The organism is Ignavibacteriales bacterium (assembly GCA_026390775.1).
Taxonomy (GTDB): domain Bacteria; phylum Bacteroidota; class Ignavibacteria; order Ignavibacteriales; family Melioribacteraceae; genus Fen-1258.
In genome coordinates, this window is sequence record JAPLFF010000007.1 from 1,252,765 (window position 1) to 1,274,136 (window position 21,372).

Here is a 21,372-nt window from a genome sequence, read left to right on the forward strand (position 1 = left end):
TCACTTATCATTTCATTAAGTAATCACTTGTAACGGCTTTGTTTTCTGTTGGTGATGTGAAGCAGTAAGTAAACCCGCCCTTTAATGAGTAAGCCCCGACTTCTCCGCTTTTTGAAATTGCCAAATAACTAATGTTGATATCTGTAAAATCTTTTAGTGATTTATAAAGACGGTTAATAGCAAACCGGCAAGCTTTCTGTGGGGATAAACCTTCTCGCATTTTTTCAACGATTAAAAAACTACCGAGCGTTCTCATAACATACTCGCCGTTGCCTGTCGAAACAGCTCCACCAATTTCATTATCAGCAAATAAAGCTGCGCCGATTATTGGCGAATCGCCAACTCTTCCGTGTAATTTAAAAGCCAACCCGCTTGTAGAAACACCGCCGCTAAGGTTATTCATTTTATCTATTGCCAGCATGCCGATCGTATCATGATTATCTTTTTTAATTTGGTTCTCTTTCCATTTTAACCAGGCATTCTTTGCATTTTCAGTTAAAAGATTTTCTTCTTTGAACCCGTTTTGAAGAGCGAATTTTTTTGCGCCGTCGCCTGCTAGCATAACGTGTTTAGTTCTTTCCATTACGAGCCGTGCAACAGAAATCGGATGCATTATGTTTTCGATAAAAGCTACCGAGCCTGCATTTCCTTTCCAATCCATGATCGAAGCGTCCAAAGTTACTTTGCCGTCTGCATCCGGTAATCCGCCGTATCCAACCGAAGAATCGTTCGGGTCGGCTTCGGTAATTTTAATTCCTTCTTCAACAGCATCTAAAGAACTTTTTCCTTGCAGTAATACTTCCATTGCCCGCGCGTTCGATTTCAAATTGGGCGACCACGTGGAAACAACTATTGGACCATTAGATAATTTTGAACCGGAGAAAATGTTTGTTGGAGATAATTGATTTAGCAACAAGCCGCTTCCTGCTATAGCCCCGGTTTTTACAAAATCACGGCGTGTGATCTTCATGTTTATCTCCCATCTTTTTCTGTTTGATATTCTGATTTATGGAAATTAGGTCTGGTCTCTCATCAAATAATTTTAGAACATCATTGAAAAGAAATATTTTCTTTGAATGATATAATGCTTTATAAATTTCTTCAACTAATTTAAAATCTTCTTCTGTGTCAACGGTCCATCTGTGAAATGAATAATCTTTTGGATTCGGATAATTTTTAATTCTGAATAATTTTGAATGTTCATAAATAAACGGGGTTACATGTTCCCGTTCATATTCTTTTGATGCATGATAGAAAGCTTTCCGAAGTGCATTGAAAGAAAATATTTCTACATCTAATCCGCGTGGAAATGTGCGGTGAATTGTATTGCTGAGATAATCGAAATACTTCAGTTCATTTAATTTGTTAAACGTCTCTACCATCCGATCAATTATCTCCGGATCAATCAAGGGGCAATCCGCTGTAATTCTTATAATAGTATTAGCGCGGAAAATTTTTGCGGTTTCAAAGTACCGAGATAAAACATCATTAGAACTTCCGCGGTAACAAGGGATAGTATTCAGTTTGCAATATGCTTCAACTTGATCGTCCTCCGTTTCAGTTGTTGTAGCAACAACAATCTTGTTAATATATTTTGAATAAGAAAGTCTGTTAACAACGTGTTTGAGCATGGGTTGGTCAACCAAATTTTTAAATATTTTTCCGCGAAAGCGTGTTGAACCAAATCTCGCTTGAACAATTGCCACTATGCTAATATTTTCTTTTCTATCTAGCAATTAAATCCCAGTTTAATGGCGTTCCTTTTTCAATATTTGCAGAAGCTTTTTTGCCAAGAATATCTTTTAAATATTTTGGGGCAAGTCCGTTAGAGGGACGGATAGATCGGATATTATTTTCCGTAAACACTTCACCGGCGGCAATATTTGTTACAGCAAAAAGGGAACGGGCAAATGTTCTGCTCTTTTTTATTTTATCCGATAACTCAAAACTAACATTGCCCAAAGCTTTTTCTACTTGCCTTATTTCATCAACCATTTTTTTGAATTCAGCAGGTTCTATAGAAAACGAAGAATCCGGTCCACCTATTTTCTTATCTAATATAAAATGTTTTTCAATTATTCTTGCACCCATAGCAGCGGCAGCAATTGGAACGGTTGTGCTTAGTGTGTGATCTGATAAACCCGCGACCACATTAAATTTTGATGCAAGAAGCGGAATCATTTTTAGATTTGCATCTTCAATCTGAGCGGGATATTCTGATGTACATTTTAACAAAGCGATTTGATCATTGCCCACACGGCGACACGCTTCAACTGCGTCTTTAATTTCTTCTTCTGTTGCAATACCGGTAGAAATAATTATTGGTTTTCCTTTCGATGCGGCATATTCGATCAAAGGAATATCTACAATTTCAAATGATGCGATTTTGTATGCGGGCACATTCATCTTCTCTAGAAAATCCACGGAGCTTTTATCGAATGGTGTTGAGAAGAATGTTAGTCCGAGTTCTTCGGCAAGTTGTTTTAATTTCGGCTGCCACTCCCAAGGTGTATATGCAGTTTGGTAAAGCTGATATAAAGTCGCACCGTCCCAAATTGTGCCTTGTTCGATCTTGAAATAATCTTTGTCGCTATCTATTGTTAGAGTGTCTGCTGTGTAAGTTTGAACTTTAACGGCATCGGCACCGCAATCTTTAATTGCTTTTATAGATTGAACTGCATTATCATAACTGTGATTATGATTGGCAGAGAGTTCTGCAACAATAAATACTTTGTTCTCTTCAGCAGTATTAAAATTTCCGATTTTGAAATTCATTTTTTGTTTAGAATAAATTTTAAAAATCGTTTTTCATTAATTATAGATTCATCACTCTTTATAAAACCGGCAGATTTAAATCCATTAATTGAAGCAATATTATCCGGGAGGATATAAGCAGTAATAGTTGAAATGTCCTTCTCGGAAAATATTTTAGTGCACGCTTCTTTCAAAATATTTTTCGAAAAACCCTTTCCTCTAAATTCATTTACAATGCTGATGCTTACTACCGCATCAACTTTTTTAATATCAAACCGTACTTGTCCCATAAAATTGTTTTTCTTATCAAAAGCTAACAGAAATATATAATCTTCTTTCTTTATTTTCTCGGAAAACCATTTTTTATGATCACCCAACTCAATAGTATCAGAGGTAATAGATTGACTCCTAACAGCGGGATCATTGGATAAATCGAATACTTTTTGCGAATCAACTTCAGCCGCGCTTCGTAAATAGAATCCATATGAATTACAAACTTTGTCTATAAGATAATTGACCACACGAATCGAACCTTGACCATCAACATTATTCACACCAATACCGCTTAATTTTTTGCGGACGGAAATTGATTGTAAAGTTTGAAATTGTTCAATAATTCTTCTTATAAAGTTTACGTCGTTATGATAAATCGTATTTAATAAAAATCCTTTTCTTTTCCATTCAAGAATATTGTTTTTTTGATTTTCTGCTACAGCAATTGCAATTGAAGGCGTACCAGTGGCAGCAAGTTCGTAAAGCGTTTGTCCTGCCGCAGTAATAGCAATATCGGAAAACAGCATCAGCTCTCGCATAAGCAAAGCCGAGGGTGAATAAAATAATTCTGTATTGATATCACGAAGTTTTTCAATTTCATCTTTGTTTATAAAGCCGCTTCCGACTACAACTTTCTTTTTTATGGCTGGAAAGTTTTCATGCAGCGATTTTAATACTGAACATGTTAGATTCTGGCTGTCTGTTGCACCAAATGTTATTAGTATAGAAGAGAGTTCCTTATTGAATTTTCTGTTTACTGCATTCCAAAATTCTTTTCTGAGAGGAATATATTTTGTACCCAGCAAGAATTCCTTGCCGGGTTTTTTCTTATATGGAAAAGTTTCCGCGTTTATAGTTCCATTCAAAATAATTCCGTCCGAGTAATCTATACGGATATTGTCATCTATAAACAGTGATACTTTAGCATGCTTTGAAATATTTTCGTAAAAATCTTTTCCTACCAGATAAGAATCTATAATAACAATATCACTGTTCTTTATTTCACCGATTAATTTTGTCGGATGTGCAGCCCAGTCTATAATCTTATAATTTGTATTCGGGAGGAGCGATCTTACATTATCATCGCCATTGATATAAAGTGTAGGAAGAATATATTTCTTTTCAAAAGCTTGATAGAGTGAAAGACACCTGGTGATGTGTCCATATCCGGTTTTTGAAAATCCTTCGGTAATAATGGAGATCTTCATTTTATCTTATCAAGTGTTTCGATAATTGTATTTGAAATATATTCAAGATCTTCTTCTGTTAGAGCGGGATACATCGGTATAGATAGCTCACGTTCATAAAATTTCTCTGCGACAGGAAAATCATGGGCGTTGAATCCAAAGTTCTTTCGATAAAATGGTTGAAGATGTACAGGAACATAATGCACCTGGCAATTGATGTTTTTCTCTTTCAATTTTAAAAAATAATTCTTCTTGGAAATTTTTAACTCGTTAAAATTTATCTGAAGAGGATAAAGATGATACGCGTGTTTTGCAAATTCGGAAACTTTTGGGATAATAAAACGATCATCCTTTCCGAAAATCTTATCATAGTATTCGGCAATTTCTCTCCGCCTTCCGATATTAAGCTCTAACTTTCTTAATTGGCTTATTCCAAGTGCACATTGAAAATCAGTGATGCGGTAGTTAAATCCGGGTTCATGCATTTCATAATACCATGGTCCGTCATTCTTTTCGAGAACAGATTCATCTTTCGTCATTCCGTGAGTGCGGAGAGTTTTTATTTTATTATCAAGCGATTCGTTATTAGTTAGAACGGCTCCGCCTTCGCCTGTAGTAATATGTTTTACCGGATGAAAACTAAGATTAACAGCGTCAGCATATTTTGGTGCGTACTGAATTTCATCTTTGTATTCAGCGCCGAGAGCGTGGCAATAATCATTAACAAGTTGGAATTCATATTTTTCTTGTAATGTTTTTAATGCGCTCCAATCGCATGGATGGCCGGCATAATCAACGGCAACAACTGCTTTTACTTTTCTGTTTTGTGTTGAGTATTGTTTAAGCTTCCATTCAAGTTCATTCGGGTCAAGTGTGTATGAGGATTCATCTATGTCAACGAAATCGGGCGTGGCACCAACGTATACAGCACAATTTGCACTTGCTAAAAATGTAATTGGTGAAGTGATTACAACATCATCTTTTTTCCAACCCAATCCTAAAGCGATTAAATGGAGTCCGGCAGTTCCGTTCGAAACTACAGAAGCAAATTTTCCCCCGAACCTATTATTTAGCGCTTGCTCGAACTTCTGAATTGTTGGTCCTTGAGTAAGCCAATCGGATTTGAGAGTTTCTACAACTGCTTGAACATCGAAATCATCAATTGATTGCTGCCCGTAGGAGAAGTGTTTTGTGATCGGTTGTTGGTTATCGGTTGTCGGTTTTTTCATTTTGATTTTATTGATGATATTAATGAATTTATCTTTTTACCCAATATGGAGTAATTATTTTTAAGTTCTTTGAATATATTCTCTTCTAAGTAGCCCAAATCTTTGGCAAGTATTAAATGGTATTTTGTTCCTTCCACTGAGCCTCGAGAGATGATTAAGAATTGTAAAAATTCTTTTTTAGAAAATCTTCCCATCCCTTTAGTAATATTTGTCGGGATGGATTGAGCAGATCTAATAATTTGTTGTGTAGAATATAATCTTCTGACTTAGGAAATGATTTAACAACCTTATAAATTTCTAGAACTAGAGAATGCGAAAACTTCCAAATTTCTAAATCCTCAAATGATTTAATCTTATTTATCATTACTCACCGATAACTGATAACCGACAACAGATAACTATTATTGCTCACCGATCACATTTGTTTTGATAAGTTGTTGCAATTCTGAGACTGAAAGAAACCATTCGTTTGTTCCGCTGTTATATTTGAAACCGTATTCGCAAAACTTTCCGGCTTTACCACTGCTTGCAATCCGGAATTTTTCAGTATTCCAAAGTTTTAACTGTTCATTATCGCCAAGTTGGACGGAAGGAAGAATAACAAAATACTTTTCAAATTCTATTGTGTTTAGAGCATCCGCCTCAGTTATCATTTCTTCGTGTATCTTTTCGCCGGGACGAATTCCCACTTCCTGGATTTTACAATCGGGTGCGATTGCCCTAGCTAAATCTAAAATATTGAAGGAAGGAATTTTCGGAACAAATAGTTCTCCGCCCCACATTTTATCGAAGCATTGCGATACAAAATCTACACCTTCCTGAAGTGTAATATTAAAACGCGTCATTCTTTTATCAGTAATCGGGAGAACACCTGAACTTTTCTTCTCAATGAAAAATGGAATAACAGAACCGCGGCTTCCCATAACATTTCCATAACGGACCACGGAAAATTTTATATCGTGTTTGCCTTTATAATTGTTAGCAGCAGTAAAAAGTTTATCGGATGTCAATTTAGTTGCACCATAAAGATTTATTGGTGCGGCGGCTTTATCAGTGCTAAGGGCAATAACTTTTTTAACTCCGCTTTCAAAGCAAGCATCAATTACATTTTGTCCGCCGATGATATTTGTCTTTACCGCCTCAAACGGATTGTACTCTGCTGCTGGAACTTGTTTGAGTGCAGCTGCATGAACAACTATATCTACCTCTTCCATTGCACGCGTTAATCTCTTTGCTTCGCGAACATCGCCGATAAAATAACGCATTAGCACACTGTCTTTTTTAAATTTCGGATCTTGCTGCATTTCAAATTGCTTCAGTTCATCTCTGCTGTAAATAATTATTTTTTTCGGATTGTAGCGTTTAAGAACAGTCTCAATAAACTTCTTACCGAAAGAACCGGTTCCACCTGTTATAAGAATAGTTTTACCGTCCATAAATCCTCGTGTTTAACTAATAACAAATTTAGGAAAATTATCATTCTGTTTGCTGTGAAAATATTTAGCAACAACTGGTTAATTATAAAGAAAGAGGGTCATTGAAAAGAGATCGGCCGTTAAATCTTTCGGCTATATTATTCTCTTTATAAAACCGATCAAAAAACGGAATGTATTTCTCGTAAAGCCTGTGGAGCTTTTCCATCTTGTAATTTTCAAAAACCCAGAGATGCTTTTTAAATTTCCACAGTTTTGAATAAATAGCTCGGTTGTAGAGCGGGCCCGCAATTCTTATTAAAATATAAACGAGCCAATGCCAGAAATGCAATTGATAATTGATAATTGCGAATTGAGAATTATTTATTGTTTGTTGGAAATAATATGAAGCACGTATGTGATTCATTCCATCGCCATAACCAATAATATCTTTGATCAATTTATTACGCATTGAATCTTTCTCAGCACTATAAAAACTTTCAATCCTTCCGGTCGAATAAAATTCATCAATTAATTTTTGAAATGAATTATAATCTTGAACAATAACCGAACCTTTGTAAAGCGGATCGCGGTTGAATTCTACTTCGGGATTAATAAAAATTGTTTGTTTTTCCATCAGCCAACTTTCAAGTGCCGTTGTAGATTCGAAGCAAGTCCAAATATCTGAAACACTAATCAGATCATGAATTGATTCCTCTTCGCACAAGTAAACCACATTTTTGTAATGAGCAAGTTCGCTCATTTCATTTTTTACCGGTTCAGTTCTTTCGGGTGCATTTTCTTGTGGATGTTGTTTTAATATGAATAGAGTTGAAGGATTATTAATTATTGCTTGTTCTAAAATATTTTTTACTTTTTTCCGCTGATCTTCAATCCACTTTAATTTACTCTCATCACCTTTTGCCCAAACAAGCAATTCATCTCGTCCGCGTTTGTGATCCAACTTACCGAATGCCCATCCCGCATAACCAATTACTTTTTTGAATTGAGTACTGCTGTACTTGCGGAGGAAATCTTCTTTCTGCATGAACTTATAAATTGTATAACGATCGAATCCTACACCGCCGGTTACAACAATTTTATCTTTTGCTTCTGGGACTTCTTTCCTTAGGAACTCAGCCGTGCGTTCACTCCAACAGCAAACAAAATCTTGATAGAATTTTTTATCGCGGTTGAATCCCCAATAATTAAAACTACCGTCGGTTCTAAAATTTCCTTCGGAGATAAGCGCAAACAAAGGAATATTTTGTTTATGAGCGATCTTTGAAATTTGAAAATAGAGATTACTACCGATAGTGTTTGCTTGTAAAATTATATCCGGTTTAAGGCGGTAGATTTGATAAATATCTATATTGAGTGCGTGATGAAATTCGCAGTTCAAAAATCTTTCTGCAAAGTATCTGATAGGCAGCATCATTTCCACATCGCGCCCGACAGCAAAATCCGTAAAGCAAAGTACTTTTATTTTTTTATTCATATTTATAGTTGTGTCATTCTGAAAGAGTCCGGCAGTCGCCGGACGACTGAAGAATCCGAGACTCTTCGCTTTGCTCAGAGTGACATTTTAATGTTTTGTTATTAGATCTAAATAACCTGCCAGCTTCTTAGTTAAATTTCTATTTGAGTATTGAGAAATATCTGTTTTGTTCGATGGCAAATTGTCTTGTCTAAATTTTTCGTATAAATCTTTTACTGTTCTAATTGTTTTTTCAAGATCATTGAAATCACAAGTATAGCCGGCATTAACACCGTGAACAATCTTTGAAGCATCGCTTTCTTCCGGGCCGACAACAAGTATTGGTCTGCGTGAAGCAAGATACTCAAAAAGTTTTCCGGGGAGCCTCCCATTAACATTAGGCATATCGTTTAGAATAAGTAACAATATTTGCGATTGGTGCATACTTTCAAGAGTTTCCTTTCTTGAAATATGATCTGATAGATTAAGATTTCCAGTTAGCCCAAGTGATTTAATTTCATCAACGATTGCATGACCGACAAATCCGACTAGCTCAATCTCAAGATTGTTCGCAAATTGTTTATTCTCATTTGCAATAATAGAAAGTGCTTTCCACAAAGTTTTTGCATTGCGGTCGGGACCCAAACTTCCGAAATGACTCAAGGTAAATTTTTTTGAAAGCGGAACATTTATGTTTTGAAAATCATCTTCATCATAACCCCAAACAATTACGCCAACATCTTTTGCACCGATTGATTCAAGATCGTTTTTCCAAGTGTCGCTGCAGATCGTAACTTTATCCGCCCACCGAAAGACAAGTTGTTCTTTTGCTTCATGAATTTTTTTTGATATCGGATTCAACATAAGCTGGGGGAAATAATCCACTTGTGTCCAAGGATCTTGAAAATCTGCATGCCATGGAATTTTTAAATTTCTCTTTATCTCGTACGCGATCATGTGAGTAGATTGAGGCGGACCGTTGGTGAATAAAACATCAACAGGATTATCTTTTAAATATTTAGATAAAAATTTTACCGAGGGACGAATCCAAAACTTTCGGGCATCAGGAATAAAAATATTTCCGCGAATCCAGATGCCAAGTTTATGTCCGATACTTGGTTTTTCTTCTTCAATAAAAACATTGTGAATCCGCTCTTCCTTTTTCTTGCCCGTGATGAATTTAAATAAATTATACGGTTCCCAAATTTTAGTTTTTAAAATTTTAACACTGTTCGGTATGTCCTTAAAATTTCCTTCATCTAAAACAGGATATTCGGGATTCTCTGCAGTACAGATAACCGGTTCCCAACCGAACTCGCGTAAATATTTTGTAAACTTTAAGCAGCGGTGAACAGCAATACCGCCTGCAGGTGGCCAATAGTATGATATGATCAAAACTTTTTTCATTAGTGAGTTATATTCTCTGAATCTTCGGGCGCTTTATCAGATCCGCGAATTATTCCTTTAACAAAGTCTATCATTTTAACGGGACTTAAAAGTATATCCAATTCCCGTTTTTCATAAAAGCGGAAGAAGAAAAGAATAAACGGAAATGAAATAGTAATAATTATTTTAATTAAGAAAGTTAGAACAAAATTCATTTGAGGTAAAAAATAAATAGGCGATGAAAGTATAATTCCAATTAGAATCATCACAAGCAGCTTGGAATTTTCATACGGAATCTTTAAATATTTATTCGAAAAGATCTGAGTTATGAAATAAAAAATCGTGAATGAAATTAAAGTATTCACAGCGGCGGCAATAATTCCGTATTTAGGTATAAAAATAAAATTTAAAATAATATTTAAGGCAGCGGCGGCGGTTGTAATCCACGCAATATGCTTTGTGTTTTTTGTTAAAAACATTCCTATAGAAGCGGTTAAACGCATTCCGCTTAGGACATAAGAAAGAAGAATGATCGGGATTACTATAAAAGCTGAACGATATTCGCCTTGAGGGGCAAACATACCGACAATCTCTTTGCTGAATAATGAAAGAAGAATAAATCCCCAGACAAAAAAGAAAGTCGAGTAGGTCATTAATTTTGTGAAGAAGCGGTTATCATCCGGCATTCCGTAATATTTATATGCTAATGGCAATAACCCCAAACTGAATGGTAAAATTAAAAACATATTGAGTACGCCGGCAACGCGATAACCTAAACCGTATATCGCTACAGATTTTGCACCGAGTAAAAGTTTTATTATAAATCGGTCGCTTTGATTAAGCAGCATAAAACCCAACGCACTGAATATTAAAGGCAATCCGAATTTTAACGCAGTAACAAAAATTTGATTATTAAAATCGAATTTCATCTTTGGAATTATTCTTAATAAAAGAACAAGCACAGTAAATAATTCTGCCGTTAAAGTTGCGTACAAAATTCCTTCTATTCCAAGATTGGCAAATGCTACAAAGTAAATTGTTATGCACGTCATCAATAAAGTTTTAGCAATGCTGACAATAGAGTAATAACCTGCCTCCTCGTCGGCGCGGACTTTAGCAAGGAACAAATCGTTCATTACACGGAGAAGTACTATGTAAGCAATTAAACGGATGTAAATGGATTTGAATTGCGAATGCTCAAAAAAGGAAGAATGATTTGATATTAATAGTTCGGTAATCAAAACAAGAATAACACAGACGGAAAAAACAAATGCAGACAAGGTAAAAAGCGCCGATTCCTTCTGCCCTTTGTATTCTTTGCTGTTATTTAAAAAAATTATTGAACTTGCCTGACCGAGAATTGCAACTCCGGCGAGTATCTGAATTGAGTTGTCAATCAAATCCCAGTTGCCGAATTCACTTATAGTTAATTTAGCCGTGAACAACGGAAGTAAAATTACACCGACTATTTTCGGCGCAATATTACTTAGACTATAAACAAATGTATCACGGACTGTACTTTTAAGTCGTTCAAGCATTTATAATTTTTCCGAGGCGTTCTTTTTTCTTGATAAGAAAAATGTGAAGACCAATCCACCGAACATTACCAAATTAAGAATCAACGATAAATATTTTCCTAAAACAAAATTTTTAGGCTCATAGATAAATTCAACTTTATGTTCCCCTTTCGGCACAACAATTCCCATAAATCCATGATTTGTTTTATGAATAGTTGTTTTCGCCTTATCAATAAAAGCTTTCCATCCAGGCAAATAAGTCGTACCAAAAAACAAAAAGCAATTTCCTTGCGATTTTGTTTCTGCGGTAATCCGTTCATCTTTGTATTCGGATATTATGGCAGTGTTTGTGGAATCTCCTTTATCAAATTTGAAATCCATAGAGTTAACAAAAGCAACCTTTTTTGGATTGAACGAATTTTCTTTTATTGCATTCAATATTTCGGAAGAAGATTTCTGAGCAACACTGTCAACAAAGTAAACACGTGAAAGCGACATGTCGTTTCGATTAACAAATGTTGTTGAATCTTGTGACATAGCAATAGTTGTAAAGTACGGGAACGGAAATGGTTTATCGGTTACAATGTATTTTACACCGAGCATTCGCCATAATGTAAAATTAGCAGGTGTTACTACATCCATAATATCTTGATAGCTGCGCGGTTTTATAGCAGAGTAGCCCGATAAATCCTCCTGCAGAAAGTAAACATTGTAATTTGCATTGCTGCTCGCAGTGCCCATCCCAGAGCGTTTCAGGTTCAAAATTCTAAACGGATTTTTTTCATTTTGTTTTTTTATCACAGAAATATATTCCGGCTCGCGGAACAATTCCTTTATTTGTTCTACTTCAACATAATTTGCGCCGCGATTTCCAATTCTGAAAAGATCAAATAAAATCATTACAGCGAGTCCAAAAACAAATAGTTCTTTATTTAGTTTAGAAGTTACATAAGCATAACTTATGCCGGCAGTAAGAGCGAGAAGAGCGAGCGCAATTATCAAATCGGTCTTAAACATATCCGACATATATTCAGTAAGTGCTGTAAACATTTGAGATTGTTGTGACTGACCAAGTAATGCGGCATGATCGTTAATGCGTTGAGTAAACCAACTTCCTAAACTCTCACCGAGAATGATTGATAAAAGAAATAATCCTGCAAAAAATATGGCTGCATTCCTTAAAACTTTTTCGAGCTTAGGATTTTTCTCTTCACGGAGAGAAATAATTTTCATTACACCAAAACCCGCCAGAATGGGAAATGTGATTTGAAGAACTGTAAGAATCATCGAAGGTGCGCGAAAGTTGTTGAATGCAGGGAAGTAGTGATACATCAAATTATATATTACAGGAAAATTATTTCCGAATGAGATAAGTAAAAAAAGCAGAACGATTATACCGAAAAATTGAATGACCGGTTCTTTCCATCGGACGAAGAGAGTAAAAAGCCCTAACGCAAATATTATTACACCCATATACATCGGCACGTCTACACTTCTCATCTGTCCAAAATATGTATTTACCGGTGCATCTTGATTTTGAGAAAGAGGTCCGTTGTAAGTAGAATTACCGTAACCGTAAAAGGAGGGAACGATGAAGGTTAAAACTTCGCCGGGCGAGAACGAATAACTGGTTGCATATTCGTATGACTCGCTTTGTATCGGTGTACCCGGATTTTGTTCTTCAGTCAAACTTTTTGTTCCGCGTGTTGAATAAGGTTTGTATTCATAAAGCTGAGAATAAGTATCGAATGACATGAGCAAAGCAATTAATCCGGCGGCGGCGGTAACGCCGAGAGATTTTAATAACTGCTTCTGCAAAAATTTATCTTTTATAACAAATGAACGAATGAAAAAATAAATGAAATAAATCATTGTAGTAAATGCAAAGTAAAAAACGATTTGGACATGAGCACCCAGAACGAGAATATGCAATCCGAAAACAAAAAGTAAAACATCAAGCAGTTTTATCTCCTTCTGAAATTTAAAAAGCATCATTAAAATAAATGGGAAAAGAGCAAGACTCATCAGCTTTGTAATATGTCCTATATAAAAGAAGAGAAGTATCCCGGTGCTAAATGCCGTTGCAACTGCAACAAGAAAACTTACGCTCCGGCTTGCGCCGAATCTTCTCATAAACATGAACGACGTAAATGCCAGAATAACAAAACTGAAAGTATAAATTGCATTGTAATCGCGGAAGAAAGACGAATAAACTCTTGTAGTGTATGAATAGACCGAAGCGGTTAGATCAAACCAGCGCAGCGACATTGAAGTTGCAACTGCTGGCATTCCGCAAAATATGTAAGGATTCCAAAGAGAAAATCCGTCGCGGTCTTTTGTAGCGTATTCTCTCAAACTTTTTACCTGTATAAGATCGCCGGAAGATGTGGTTTTATTTCCAAACATTACAGGCGAGAAGAAGATTAAGATTAAGAGTAAGATCAAGAGTAATAACGCAGGTGTTTGATATTTTTTCGGAATGTACTTATCAAATGAAAAACCGTTCTCGTTAGATTTGGTTTGTGCCGGTGTAAATTTTTTTTGCTGCTTCGCCATTTATTCTCCAATAGTTTTTCTTAGCTATCTCTGCGAATACTCTGCGATCTTTGCGTTTAAGGCTTTTAACCTGCCTGCGGCAGGCAGGCGCAGAGAACGCAAAGTTTATTTTAAAATTGTACTTGCATAATTATCCCAGCTCATATTTGCTGCTTGTTCTGCAACGTGTTTGCATGGAATTGGTTTTTCTAAGAACAATTTCATCATTTCATACATTGATTTAATATTTCCCGGTTCAGCAAGATAACCGTTGTAGCCGTGCTTTATCGTTTCTGGAAAATGTCCGACTCTTGTTGCAATACTTGGCAATTTAAAATTATAAGCGATTGATTCTACTCCCGAAGGAGTGGCAACAAGATAAAATAAAACATTGCAGTCCGCCACTTGAAAATATTTATGCACTTCTTCATTTCCAACGTAACGGTTTACAACAACAACCTGTTCACGAATGCCAAGCTCGTCAATTAAATCAAGAGGACGGTAATTGCTTCCGTCATCGCTTTTACGGATCAGTATTTTCTTTATCAATCCGAAAATATTTTTTTTTATTATTGTCGATAATTTTTTTGTGTCAAGCGTATTCCAAAATGATTCTCCGACAATCAGAAGCGAAACGTCATCACGTTCTTTGGCTAATTTTGCAAAAGAACGAATTACGTTATGCAACCCTTTGTATTTGCGGATGAATCCAAAAAACAAAAAAACATGTTTTCGCAATCCAAGTTCTTTTTTAATTTTTTCCTTGTCGAAAGAAGGATCAGGAATAAACATATCGTAAACGGGATGATAGAGTTTAATAACAAATTTGTTGTCAGTTATCGGTGATCGGTTGTCGGTGATTTCAAATTTTTGGTTCGGGAATATTTTCTTTAGTTCATCAAATGTTTTTAGAGAGTGTACGATAAAGGTGTGTGGTTTAGAAAGCGCATACCGGATCATTGCATTATCAATTGCACTGCCTTCTTTCTGAGCAACTACGTGAAGATCAAAAATGATTTCGCATTTGCAAACTTGCTTTAGTTTATTTGCAATCCATCCCATTGGCAATCCTTGAATTGCAATTGCCCACTGAAATATTACTATATCAGGATTTATCTTACCAATAGCATCAACAGTTTTTTTCCATGATAAGGGATTATTGTAGTTAGTTATGTATTCGACTTTTATGCTGGTCTCTTCGAGAAGATTTTTTTTGCTTGAGTGGTCAATGAAATCACGCGGAATTATTGAAGGATATTGCTGTGTCCATGAGACGATGTGAACATCGGCGCCGAGTTTGTTTAGTGCCTTTGCAAGCGACGTCGTGTAATTTGCAATTCCGCCCTTGAATTGCGGACCCGGGCCGAAGACAACAACTTTTTTCATCAATTTAGAATTGATAATTGCGAATTGAGAATTAAATTTTGTTTCATTTTTCACTTTTCAAGTTTGCAACAGCAACATCATAAACACGTTTCATTCCTTCTTCTAAGGAAATTCTCGGTTCCCATCCTAATTTTTCTTTAACAAAACTCATATCACAATAACGTGAATGTACTCCCATCGGTTTATCAACAAGGGGTTTAATTGTTGGATTGTAATCAGCAAACTTGCAGAAGATTTTTATCAGATCAATGAAAGTTGTAAGCTTACCCGAGCCGATATTTATCGCAGTTCCATCATGGATTTTATCCATCGCAATAAACATGCAATCCATTACATCATCAATATGAACAAAATCTCTTCCTTGCTGACCGGTTCCCCAAACAACAAACGGATTTTCTTTTTTTGCTGCACGCGCTGCAATTGCCGGAACGGGATAGGTTAAATCCTGATCTTCGCCGTAACCACTGAAGGGACGAATACAAACAATCGAAATTCCATAATTACGTGCGGCTATCTTTGCTAAAAATTCACCGGTCATTTTTGTCCAGCCGTAAGTTAGATCAGGCATGCCGAGTACGAATCCGTCTATATTAATATCTGCTTCTTTCAGTGCAACAGCATCACTTTCTGTCTGCATGTTGATTGGATAAGCGGCTGATGAACTTGGATACATTACACGTTCAGGTTTTGCTTTTGCAATCCAATTAAAAAATTCCGCATCTATAGAAAGATCAAGCGCTACAGCCATCGGGTCGCCCTCAATCTTTGCTCTGCCGCCAACGATAGCCGCAAAATGAAACGCATCACCAAAACGATCTATCTTTAAACCGTATTCTCTTTCAAGCCATTTGGGATCTTCTAAAAGATTATTTAAGAATTTTCTAAAATCCATCTTCCAATAAAAAAGCCGTTCATCCTTACCAAAAATTTCTATGTCTTTGATTTTTTTTGTTGTCTTATCACGAAGCCATGTTGATGGATGTGTTCCGACAGACAGGTCATCAACCATAATAACCGAATCATTTGTTCTTTTGAGCAATTGTTTAACCGTGTTTCTGCCGACAAAACCGCAAGCGCCCGAGACTAAATGATATTTCATGTGAATAAATTCCTAATGTTGATCTAAAAATAAGAATTTTTAATTAGAATGTAGGGGGCAGAATAAAGAAGCAGTTCATAGAATAAAACGAATAAATTTTAAGTACTAATCATTTCTGTTCCTTAATCACGTACTCTTTTTCATCTTGAAAATTATGGACTAAAATTTCTCCCAACAAACCAATTGCAAAGAATTGCACACCGACAATGATTAATAAGATTCCCAGAAAAAAGATCGGTCTGTTAGCTATAGGTGAGTGGGGATTAACAAAGAACCATTCGTATGCTAATACAATATTAATTCCAAATCCAATTAAGGCGATAAAAAATCCAACAAAACCGAAAAGATGCATCGGACGTTTAATGTACCTTGTTGTAAAAATAACCGTGATTAAATCAACGAAACCTTTGAAGAATCTTGATATACCGAATTTTGTTTTACCATAACGGCGGGGATGATGTTTAACAATAATTTCCGCAACAGAAAATCCTTTCCAGTTGGCAAGAACAGGAATGTATCGGTGAAGTTCGCCGTATACACTAATATTTTGAACAACTTGTTTTCGGTATGCTTTTAATCCGCAATTAAAATCATGAATTTTAACTTTAGTAAATAGCCGTGTTATATAATTGAAAAATTTGGATGATAATTTTTTAACTATCGGATCATATCTTTTTTTCTTCCAGCCGGAAACAAGATCATAACCTTCTTCAAGTTTTTTTAAGAGATTAGGAATTTCAGCCGGATCGTCTTGAAGATCGGCATCCATTGTAATAACCGCATCACCCGTAACATGCTTGAATGCGACTTGAAGTGCGGCAGATTTTCCGTAATTAGTCCGGAAGCTGAAATAATGAATTTTATTGTCAATTCGGGCAAGTTCTTTGATCATATTTAAGGATTTATCAGAACTACCGTCATCAACAAAAATAATTTCGTAATCGGAGGAGATTCCCCGAAGTGTTTTTTTTATTTCATTGTAAAGCGGTCTAAGAGATTCTTCTTCATTTAAAAACGGGACAACAATAGAAATCTTCTTAAAGCTGAAATTCTGGACTTGCGGCGGTGGTTGGTTTGGTTCACCTGAAGAAGGGCGGAATTTTTTTCTGTTATTGTAATATCTTCTATAAGGTTTTTTAGGTTGATTCTGCTTTTGTGATTGCTGGGGCGGCTGATTTTGCGCCGGAATTATTTCTGGTTTTGGCTGCTGTGTCTGCGGTTCCGGTTTATTCTGATTATCCAAAGACTTATCCGTTTATTTCTGAAATCGTTGATGCTTTTGTTTATTCTTATCAAAGTTAAAATAAGAAGTTGCTAAAATCAATTTGGCAAATGAACTGCATTGTAATTAGCCAAAGTTGACACTGCTTACAACAATCTTTAGATTTCCTTTAATAAGAAAGCAATTTTATGGGCGGAATAATATTCTGGGGAATTATTCGAACGGCAGTTTTAATTCCCGTGCTCTGGATACTATATGGTTTGATGGAATACAAATATTGGTGGTGGTTCGGAATACTCTCTGTTTACGGAGTGATTATTCACCCTGCGCTGATAAAATATAATATGTTTCTCCAAGAGAACGATGAGATAATTAACAACTCGCTTTGTTCATCTTGCAAGCATTTTGATAAAACGGCTGTTTTGTGTCTGAAGTTTGATAAACATCCGACTTTAACAAGTCTTCCTTGTGAAGGAATTGACTGGGAACCAATGGAATCAAAAAATGAAACGACAGAAGTACGTTCACAATAAAGAGAAATCAATTAAAAGTAAGATGGTCTTTTGCGCTGAATGCGGCGAAGAGCTTGATCTGTTTGGTATCTCCGGTTCTGAAATTGATTTGGAAAAAATAAAAGAACGGCATAAACACTGCAAAGAAAAAGGAAAGTTCAAAGGGGATAAATGCGCAATGCTCTTTATAGCTGATGAAACCGAACCAATCTCAACTCAAGATGAAGACGAGTAAATTATCTACTTACATCGAGCAAAAAATCTTTTTGTAGCGGTTTATTTATTAGTTGATAATTATTCCAGTTATAAATAAGTTCATCGGGAAATAATTCTGATATTGTAAAAAGGATAGTTTATTGAAAATCGGAAAAGAAAATCTATTGGATTGTTTATTAAAGCCATTCGATCAAGCCTCACAATTAATTTATTAAATGAGAAATAGAATACGGAAAACAAATTAATAGGAGTATCTCATTATGAGTAGTCAATTATGGCAGAGAAAACCTGTCGAACACTTTGAAATTGAAATGAGGGAAAGCAAACTCAAGCGTGTTCTCGGAAAGTGGGGTTTAACTTCTCTTGGTGTAGGTGCAATAATAGGCGCAGGAATATTTGTTATGACAGGAGTTGGCGCAAAAGAATATGCTGGTCCTGCATTGGCTCTTTCTTTTGTCGTTGCCGGTATCGGGTGCACATTTGCTGCATTGTGTTATGCGGAGTTTGCTTCGTTCCTGCCTGTTGAAGGTTCTGCATACGCATATTCGTATGCAACAGTGGGAGAGTTGTTTGCATGGATTATCGGTTGGGATTTAATTCTTGAATATGGCATGGGTGCATCTGCCGTTGCGGTTGGATGGTCAGGTTACCTGGCAAAATTTTTACATCTCTTTAATATAAAATTTCCAATCTGGTTAATGAATGATGTTTTTACTGCAAAGGAAATGATTGCTGAGGCAGCACATAAAGGAGAAAATCTTTTAACACGATTTTCTGATCTAAGCTTTCCAACAATTTTCGGAATTGATTTTGCTGTTAATCTTCCGGCGTTGTTAATTATTTGGCTTCTTACATCAATTCTTGTTAGAGGAATTAAAAATGCATCAAATACAAACAATGTAATGGTTGCAATCAAAGTTATTGTTGTGTTGTTCATTATTATTTTAGGCGCTAACTATATAAACACTGCTAATTGGGATCCTTTTATTCCTGCACGCGGATTTTATACTGATTCATTTGGGACTCACGGTGCATTTGGTCTATTGGGTATAGTTTCCGGAGCGGCATATATTTTCTTTGCATACATTGGCTTTGATACAGTCTCTACGCACGCAGGTGAAGCAAAGAATCCGCAAAAAGATGTTCCGTTTGGAATTATAACCTCACTAATTGTTTGTACAATTCTTTACATTCTTGTAGCACTTGTACTAACAGGAATGGTTAACTATAAAGATATTGATATTACTGCACCGATAGCCGCAGCGTTTGGCTCGCAAGGTTTGAACTATGCTGTTTTTATTATCTCAGTTGCCGCAATTGCCGGACTCACATCTGTTTGTATTGTTATGCTTCTTGGTCAGTCACGTGTATTTTATGCAATCTCGAAAGACGGATTACTACCAAAGAAAACATTTGGAGAAGTTCACCCGAAATTCCGCACTCCATGGAAAGCAAATATATTAATTGGTTTAGTTGTATCGCTTGTTTCTGCTTTTACTCCAATAGAAGGAATTTCTAAGATGGTTAATATTGGAACACTGTTAGCATTCGTTTTAGTTTGTCTTGCTGTTTGGATAATGAGAAAGAAAGAACCAACACGCCATCGCCCATTTAAGGCACCTGTTATTTGGCTTGTAGCACCATTGGGAATTATTTTCAATCTGGGTATGATGTTAACTTTGGAATGGCAAAACTGGGCACGTCTAGTTGTTTGGTTAATTATTGGGTTATTGATTTATTTTTTGTATGGAAAGAAACATAGCGTAATGGCTCAACGCCTAGCTGAAGAAAACAATAAACACTAAAAATATTTTTTAGATAAATATTTCATAAAAGGACTTTCATTACAATAATGAGAGTCCTTTTTATTTTCTCTCTTCACAAGTTTTATAATTCTTCGTAATAAACAAACCACTTAAGTTTTGCTGACAGATGATTTTTATTTATTTTTGCCCCGCACCCTTAGCTCAGTTGGTAGAGCATATGACTCTTAATCATCAGGTCGCGGGTTCGAGTCCCGCAGGGTGCACTAGAAACTCCAACAAAAGTTGGGGTTTTGCTAAAACCCAACGTTCAAACTCACAGTCAACTTTAAGCAGATAAAAATTATACTATGGAATAGGATAGATACATTTATTAGTATTAAACCACTTTTTCATTATTGTTGTCTACTATTTGTAATAATCTATTTCAGAAATGATTCACTAATAAAAGTAAGCGGAGATCAAAATGTATTCTAAGAGATATATCAGAAGGATCGGGTTTTCTATTTCAATTTTATTGTTTGTAATTGTTGCAGCCGGTTGTAGCAGTGTAAAAGAAACAACCAGCTATTGGAGAAATAACGAGATAAAAATTGACGGAGATATTTCAGATTGGCAGAATACTTTGGAAAGCACACCCGATAAAAAATTTGCCGTAGGTTTTAAAAACGATGACAAATTTTTATATATAAGTTTAATTACTGATGATCGGGCGAAGATAATGCAGATGCTGCGAACAGGATTTATCACTTGGTTAACACCTAATGGAGACGATGATAAAAAGTTCGGAATTAAATTCCCTCTTTCTAATAAAGAAATTGGCGTAGCTCAATTCCATGGCATGAATAGAGAAATGATTCCGCCTGAAAACACAGAAAAAATTATTACACAATTATTGAACGAACAAAAAGAATTAGAAATAATTAACAAAGATAAATTTCCGCTTAATCTTTTATCTCTAGAAAATACAGAAGGAATAAAATTAGCATTGGGTTATAAGGCAAATAATTTTGTTTATGAGTTACAAATACCGCTCGCCTCCTCTAATTATCCGACGAAGATAAATTCATTACCGGGAGGCAAAGTAATAGTGTATTTCGAAACAGGGAAATCCGAATTTGAAAACGCAACTGGCAGAGCACCGGAAAGCGAAGTTACACAAAGAGGCGGGAATCAAATGCCCGGTGGGCAAAGGGGAGGCGGACAAAGAGGTGGCGGCAGAATGAGGCAAGGCGCGCCGGGATTACAAAATTCTGAACCAATCAATTATTCATTTGATGTTATACTTCAACAACATCCGAAATAAAAATTAATCATTATTTCTTATTGCCTTATTGGGGAAAAAACTGTTAAGCTGATTAAGAATTAAAGTATAAGATCTTTCAAGCATCTCATATTGAAAAA

At 35.8% G+C, this 21,372-nt stretch carries 18 protein-coding genes and 1 tRNA gene; 5 read left to right on the forward strand and 14 right to left on the reverse strand.

The genetic code is table 11. From position 1 onward, the window contains the following. Positions 1–7 precede the first annotated feature (7 nt). From NTZ27_10750 to NTZ27_10815, 14 genes are all read right to left on the reverse strand, one after another. Positions 8–970: a N(4)-(beta-N-acetylglucosaminyl)-L-asparaginase gene (locus NTZ27_10750; protein MCX6175221.1), complete on the reverse strand. Its 963-nt coding sequence runs from the start codon at positions 968–970 to the stop codon at positions 8–10. Then, positions 951–1,736, reverse strand: a complete 786-nt coding sequence (locus tag NTZ27_10755) for a glycosyltransferase family protein (protein MCX6175222.1) — start codon at positions 1,734–1,736, stop codon at positions 951–953. The genes NTZ27_10750 and NTZ27_10755 overlap by 20 nt, the downstream gene beginning before the upstream one ends. Further along, positions 1,726–2,775 (reverse strand): pseudaminic acid synthase, encoded by a 1,050-nt coding sequence (gene pseI, locus NTZ27_10760; protein ID MCX6175223.1) that lies wholly within the window; start codon positions 2,773–2,775, stop codon positions 1,726–1,728. Before pseI ends, NTZ27_10755 begins: the two co-directional genes overlap by 11 nt. Next, positions 2,772–4,235, reverse strand: coding sequence for a bifunctional UDP-2,4-diacetamido-2,4,6-trideoxy-beta-L-altropyranose hydrolase/GNAT family N-acetyltransferase (locus NTZ27_10765; protein MCX6175224.1), 1,464 nt, complete (start codon positions 4,233–4,235; stop codon positions 2,772–2,774). Before NTZ27_10765 ends, pseI begins: the two co-directional genes overlap by 4 nt. After that, positions 4,232–5,443 carry a UDP-4-amino-4,6-dideoxy-N-acetyl-beta-L-altrosamine transaminase gene (gene pseC / locus NTZ27_10770; protein ID MCX6175225.1) on the reverse strand — a complete coding sequence of 404 codons (1,212 nt, stop codon included), beginning with the start codon at positions 5,441–5,443 and terminating at the stop codon, positions 4,232–4,234. Before pseC ends, NTZ27_10765 begins: the two co-directional genes overlap by 4 nt. Continuing rightward, positions 5,440–5,679 (reverse strand): four helix bundle protein, encoded by a 240-nt coding sequence (locus NTZ27_10775; GenBank protein ID MCX6175226.1) that lies wholly within the window; start codon positions 5,677–5,679, stop codon positions 5,440–5,442. Before NTZ27_10775 ends, pseC begins: the two co-directional genes overlap by 4 nt. Before the next feature lie 165 nt (positions 5,680–5,844). Next, entirely contained in the window at positions 5,845–6,879 is a 1,035-nt protein-coding gene (gene pseB, locus NTZ27_10780; protein MCX6175227.1) for a UDP-N-acetylglucosamine 4,6-dehydratase (inverting), read from the reverse strand. An 82-nt stretch (positions 6,880–6,961) separates the two neighbouring features. After that, a complete protein-coding gene (locus NTZ27_10785; GenBank protein MCX6175228.1) occupies positions 6,962–8,353 on the reverse strand; it encodes a hypothetical protein in 1,392 nt (463 codons plus the stop codon). Between the two features lie 87 nt (positions 8,354–8,440). Continuing rightward, positions 8,441–9,739, reverse strand: a complete 1,299-nt coding sequence (locus NTZ27_10790; protein MCX6175229.1) for a hypothetical protein — start codon at positions 9,737–9,739, stop codon at positions 8,441–8,443. Beyond that, positions 9,739–11,256: an oligosaccharide flippase family protein gene (locus NTZ27_10795; GenBank protein ID MCX6175230.1), complete on the reverse strand. Its 1,518-nt coding sequence runs from the start codon at positions 11,254–11,256 to the stop codon at positions 9,739–9,741. The genes NTZ27_10790 and NTZ27_10795 overlap by 1 nt, the downstream gene beginning before the upstream one ends. After that, entirely contained in the window at positions 11,257–13,791 is a 2,535-nt protein-coding gene (locus NTZ27_10800) for a YfhO family protein (GenBank protein MCX6175231.1), read from the reverse strand. A gap of 105 nt (positions 13,792–13,896) precedes the next feature. After that, entirely contained in the window at positions 13,897–15,210 is a 1,314-nt protein-coding gene (locus tag NTZ27_10805; protein ID MCX6175232.1) for a glycosyltransferase, read from the reverse strand. Next, complete coding sequence (locus NTZ27_10810) at positions 15,200–16,255, reverse strand: NAD-dependent epimerase/dehydratase family protein (GenBank protein MCX6175233.1); 1,056 nt, start codon at positions 16,253–16,255, stop codon at positions 15,200–15,202. Before NTZ27_10810 ends, NTZ27_10805 begins: the two co-directional genes overlap by 11 nt. A 109-nt stretch (positions 16,256–16,364) precedes the next feature. Further along, complete coding sequence (locus NTZ27_10815) at positions 16,365–17,498, reverse strand: glycosyltransferase (GenBank protein MCX6175234.1); 1,134 nt, start codon at positions 17,496–17,498, stop codon at positions 16,365–16,367. A gap of 167 nt (positions 17,499–17,665) precedes the next feature. On the opposite strand from NTZ27_10815, the gene NTZ27_10820 reads away from it, so the two are divergent. The 5 genes from NTZ27_10820 to NTZ27_10840 all read left to right on the forward strand — a co-directional run bounded on the left by NTZ27_10820 (position 17,666) and on the right by NTZ27_10840 (position 21,274). Continuing rightward, entirely contained in the window at positions 17,666–18,010 is a 345-nt protein-coding gene (locus tag NTZ27_10820; protein ID MCX6175235.1) for a hypothetical protein, read from the forward strand. Next, a complete protein-coding gene (locus NTZ27_10825) occupies positions 17,982–18,224 on the forward strand; it encodes a hypothetical protein (protein ID MCX6175236.1) in 243 nt (80 codons plus the stop codon). Before NTZ27_10820 ends, NTZ27_10825 begins: the two co-directional genes overlap by 29 nt. 241 nt (positions 18,225–18,465) lie before the next feature. Continuing rightward, positions 18,466–20,010: an amino acid permease gene (locus tag NTZ27_10830; protein ID MCX6175237.1), complete on the forward strand. Its 1,545-nt coding sequence runs from the start codon at positions 18,466–18,468 to the stop codon at positions 20,008–20,010. Positions 20,011–20,161: 151 nt separating this feature from the next. Further along, a tRNA-Lys gene (locus tag NTZ27_10835) sits at positions 20,162–20,234 on the forward strand. A gap of 200 nt (positions 20,235–20,434) precedes the next feature. Beyond that, complete coding sequence (locus NTZ27_10840; protein MCX6175238.1) at positions 20,435–21,274, forward strand: hypothetical protein; 840 nt, start codon at positions 20,435–20,437, stop codon at positions 21,272–21,274. Positions 21,275–21,372: the final 98 nt, after the last annotated feature.

What these genes read in the sequence shown, in the direction of transcription:
- NTZ27_10750 (MCX6175221.1), bottom strand. Translation starts at nt 970, where the DNA reads ATGAAGATCACACGCCGTGATTTTGTAAAAACCGGGGCTATAGCAGGA.
- pseI (MCX6175223.1), bottom strand. Translation starts at nt 2,775, where the DNA reads ATGAATTTCAAAATCGGAAATTTTAATACTGCTGAAGAGAACAAAGTA.
- NTZ27_10765 (MCX6175224.1), bottom strand. Translation starts at nt 4,235, where the DNA reads ATGAAGATCTCCATTATTACCGAAGGATTTTCAAAAACCGGATATGGA.
- pseC (MCX6175225.1), bottom strand. Translation starts at nt 5,443, where the DNA reads ATGAAAAAACCGACAACCGATAACCAACAACCGATCACAAAACACTTC.
- pseB (MCX6175227.1), bottom strand. Translation starts at nt 6,879, where the DNA reads ATGGACGGTAAAACTATTCTTATAACAGGTGGAACCGGTTCTTTCGGT.
- NTZ27_10785 (MCX6175228.1), bottom strand. Translation starts at nt 8,353, where the DNA reads ATGAATAAAAAAATAAAAGTACTTTGCTTTACGGATTTTGCTGTCGGG.
- NTZ27_10790 (MCX6175229.1), bottom strand. Translation starts at nt 9,739, where the DNA reads ATGAAAAAAGTTTTGATCATATCATACTATTGGCCACCTGCAGGCGGT.
- NTZ27_10795 (MCX6175230.1), bottom strand. Translation starts at nt 11,256, where the DNA reads ATGCTTGAACGACTTAAAAGTACAGTCCGTGATACATTTGTTTATAGT.
- NTZ27_10800 (MCX6175231.1), bottom strand. Translation starts at nt 13,791, where the DNA reads ATGGCGAAGCAGCAAAAAAAATTTACACCGGCACAAACCAAATCTAAC.
- NTZ27_10810 (MCX6175233.1), bottom strand. Translation starts at nt 16,255, where the DNA reads ATGAAATATCATTTAGTCTCGGGCGCTTGCGGTTTTGTCGGCAGAAAC.
- NTZ27_10820 (MCX6175235.1), top strand. Translation starts at nt 17,666, where the DNA reads ATGGGCGGAATAATATTCTGGGGAATTATTCGAACGGCAGTTTTAATT.
- NTZ27_10825 (MCX6175236.1), top strand. Translation starts at nt 17,982, where the DNA reads ATGAAACGACAGAAGTACGTTCACAATAAAGAGAAATCAATTAAAAGT.
- NTZ27_10830 (MCX6175237.1), top strand. Translation starts at nt 18,466, where the DNA reads ATGAGTAGTCAATTATGGCAGAGAAAACCTGTCGAACACTTTGAAATT.
- NTZ27_10840 (MCX6175238.1), top strand. Translation starts at nt 20,435, where the DNA reads ATGTATTCTAAGAGATATATCAGAAGGATCGGGTTTTCTATTTCAATT.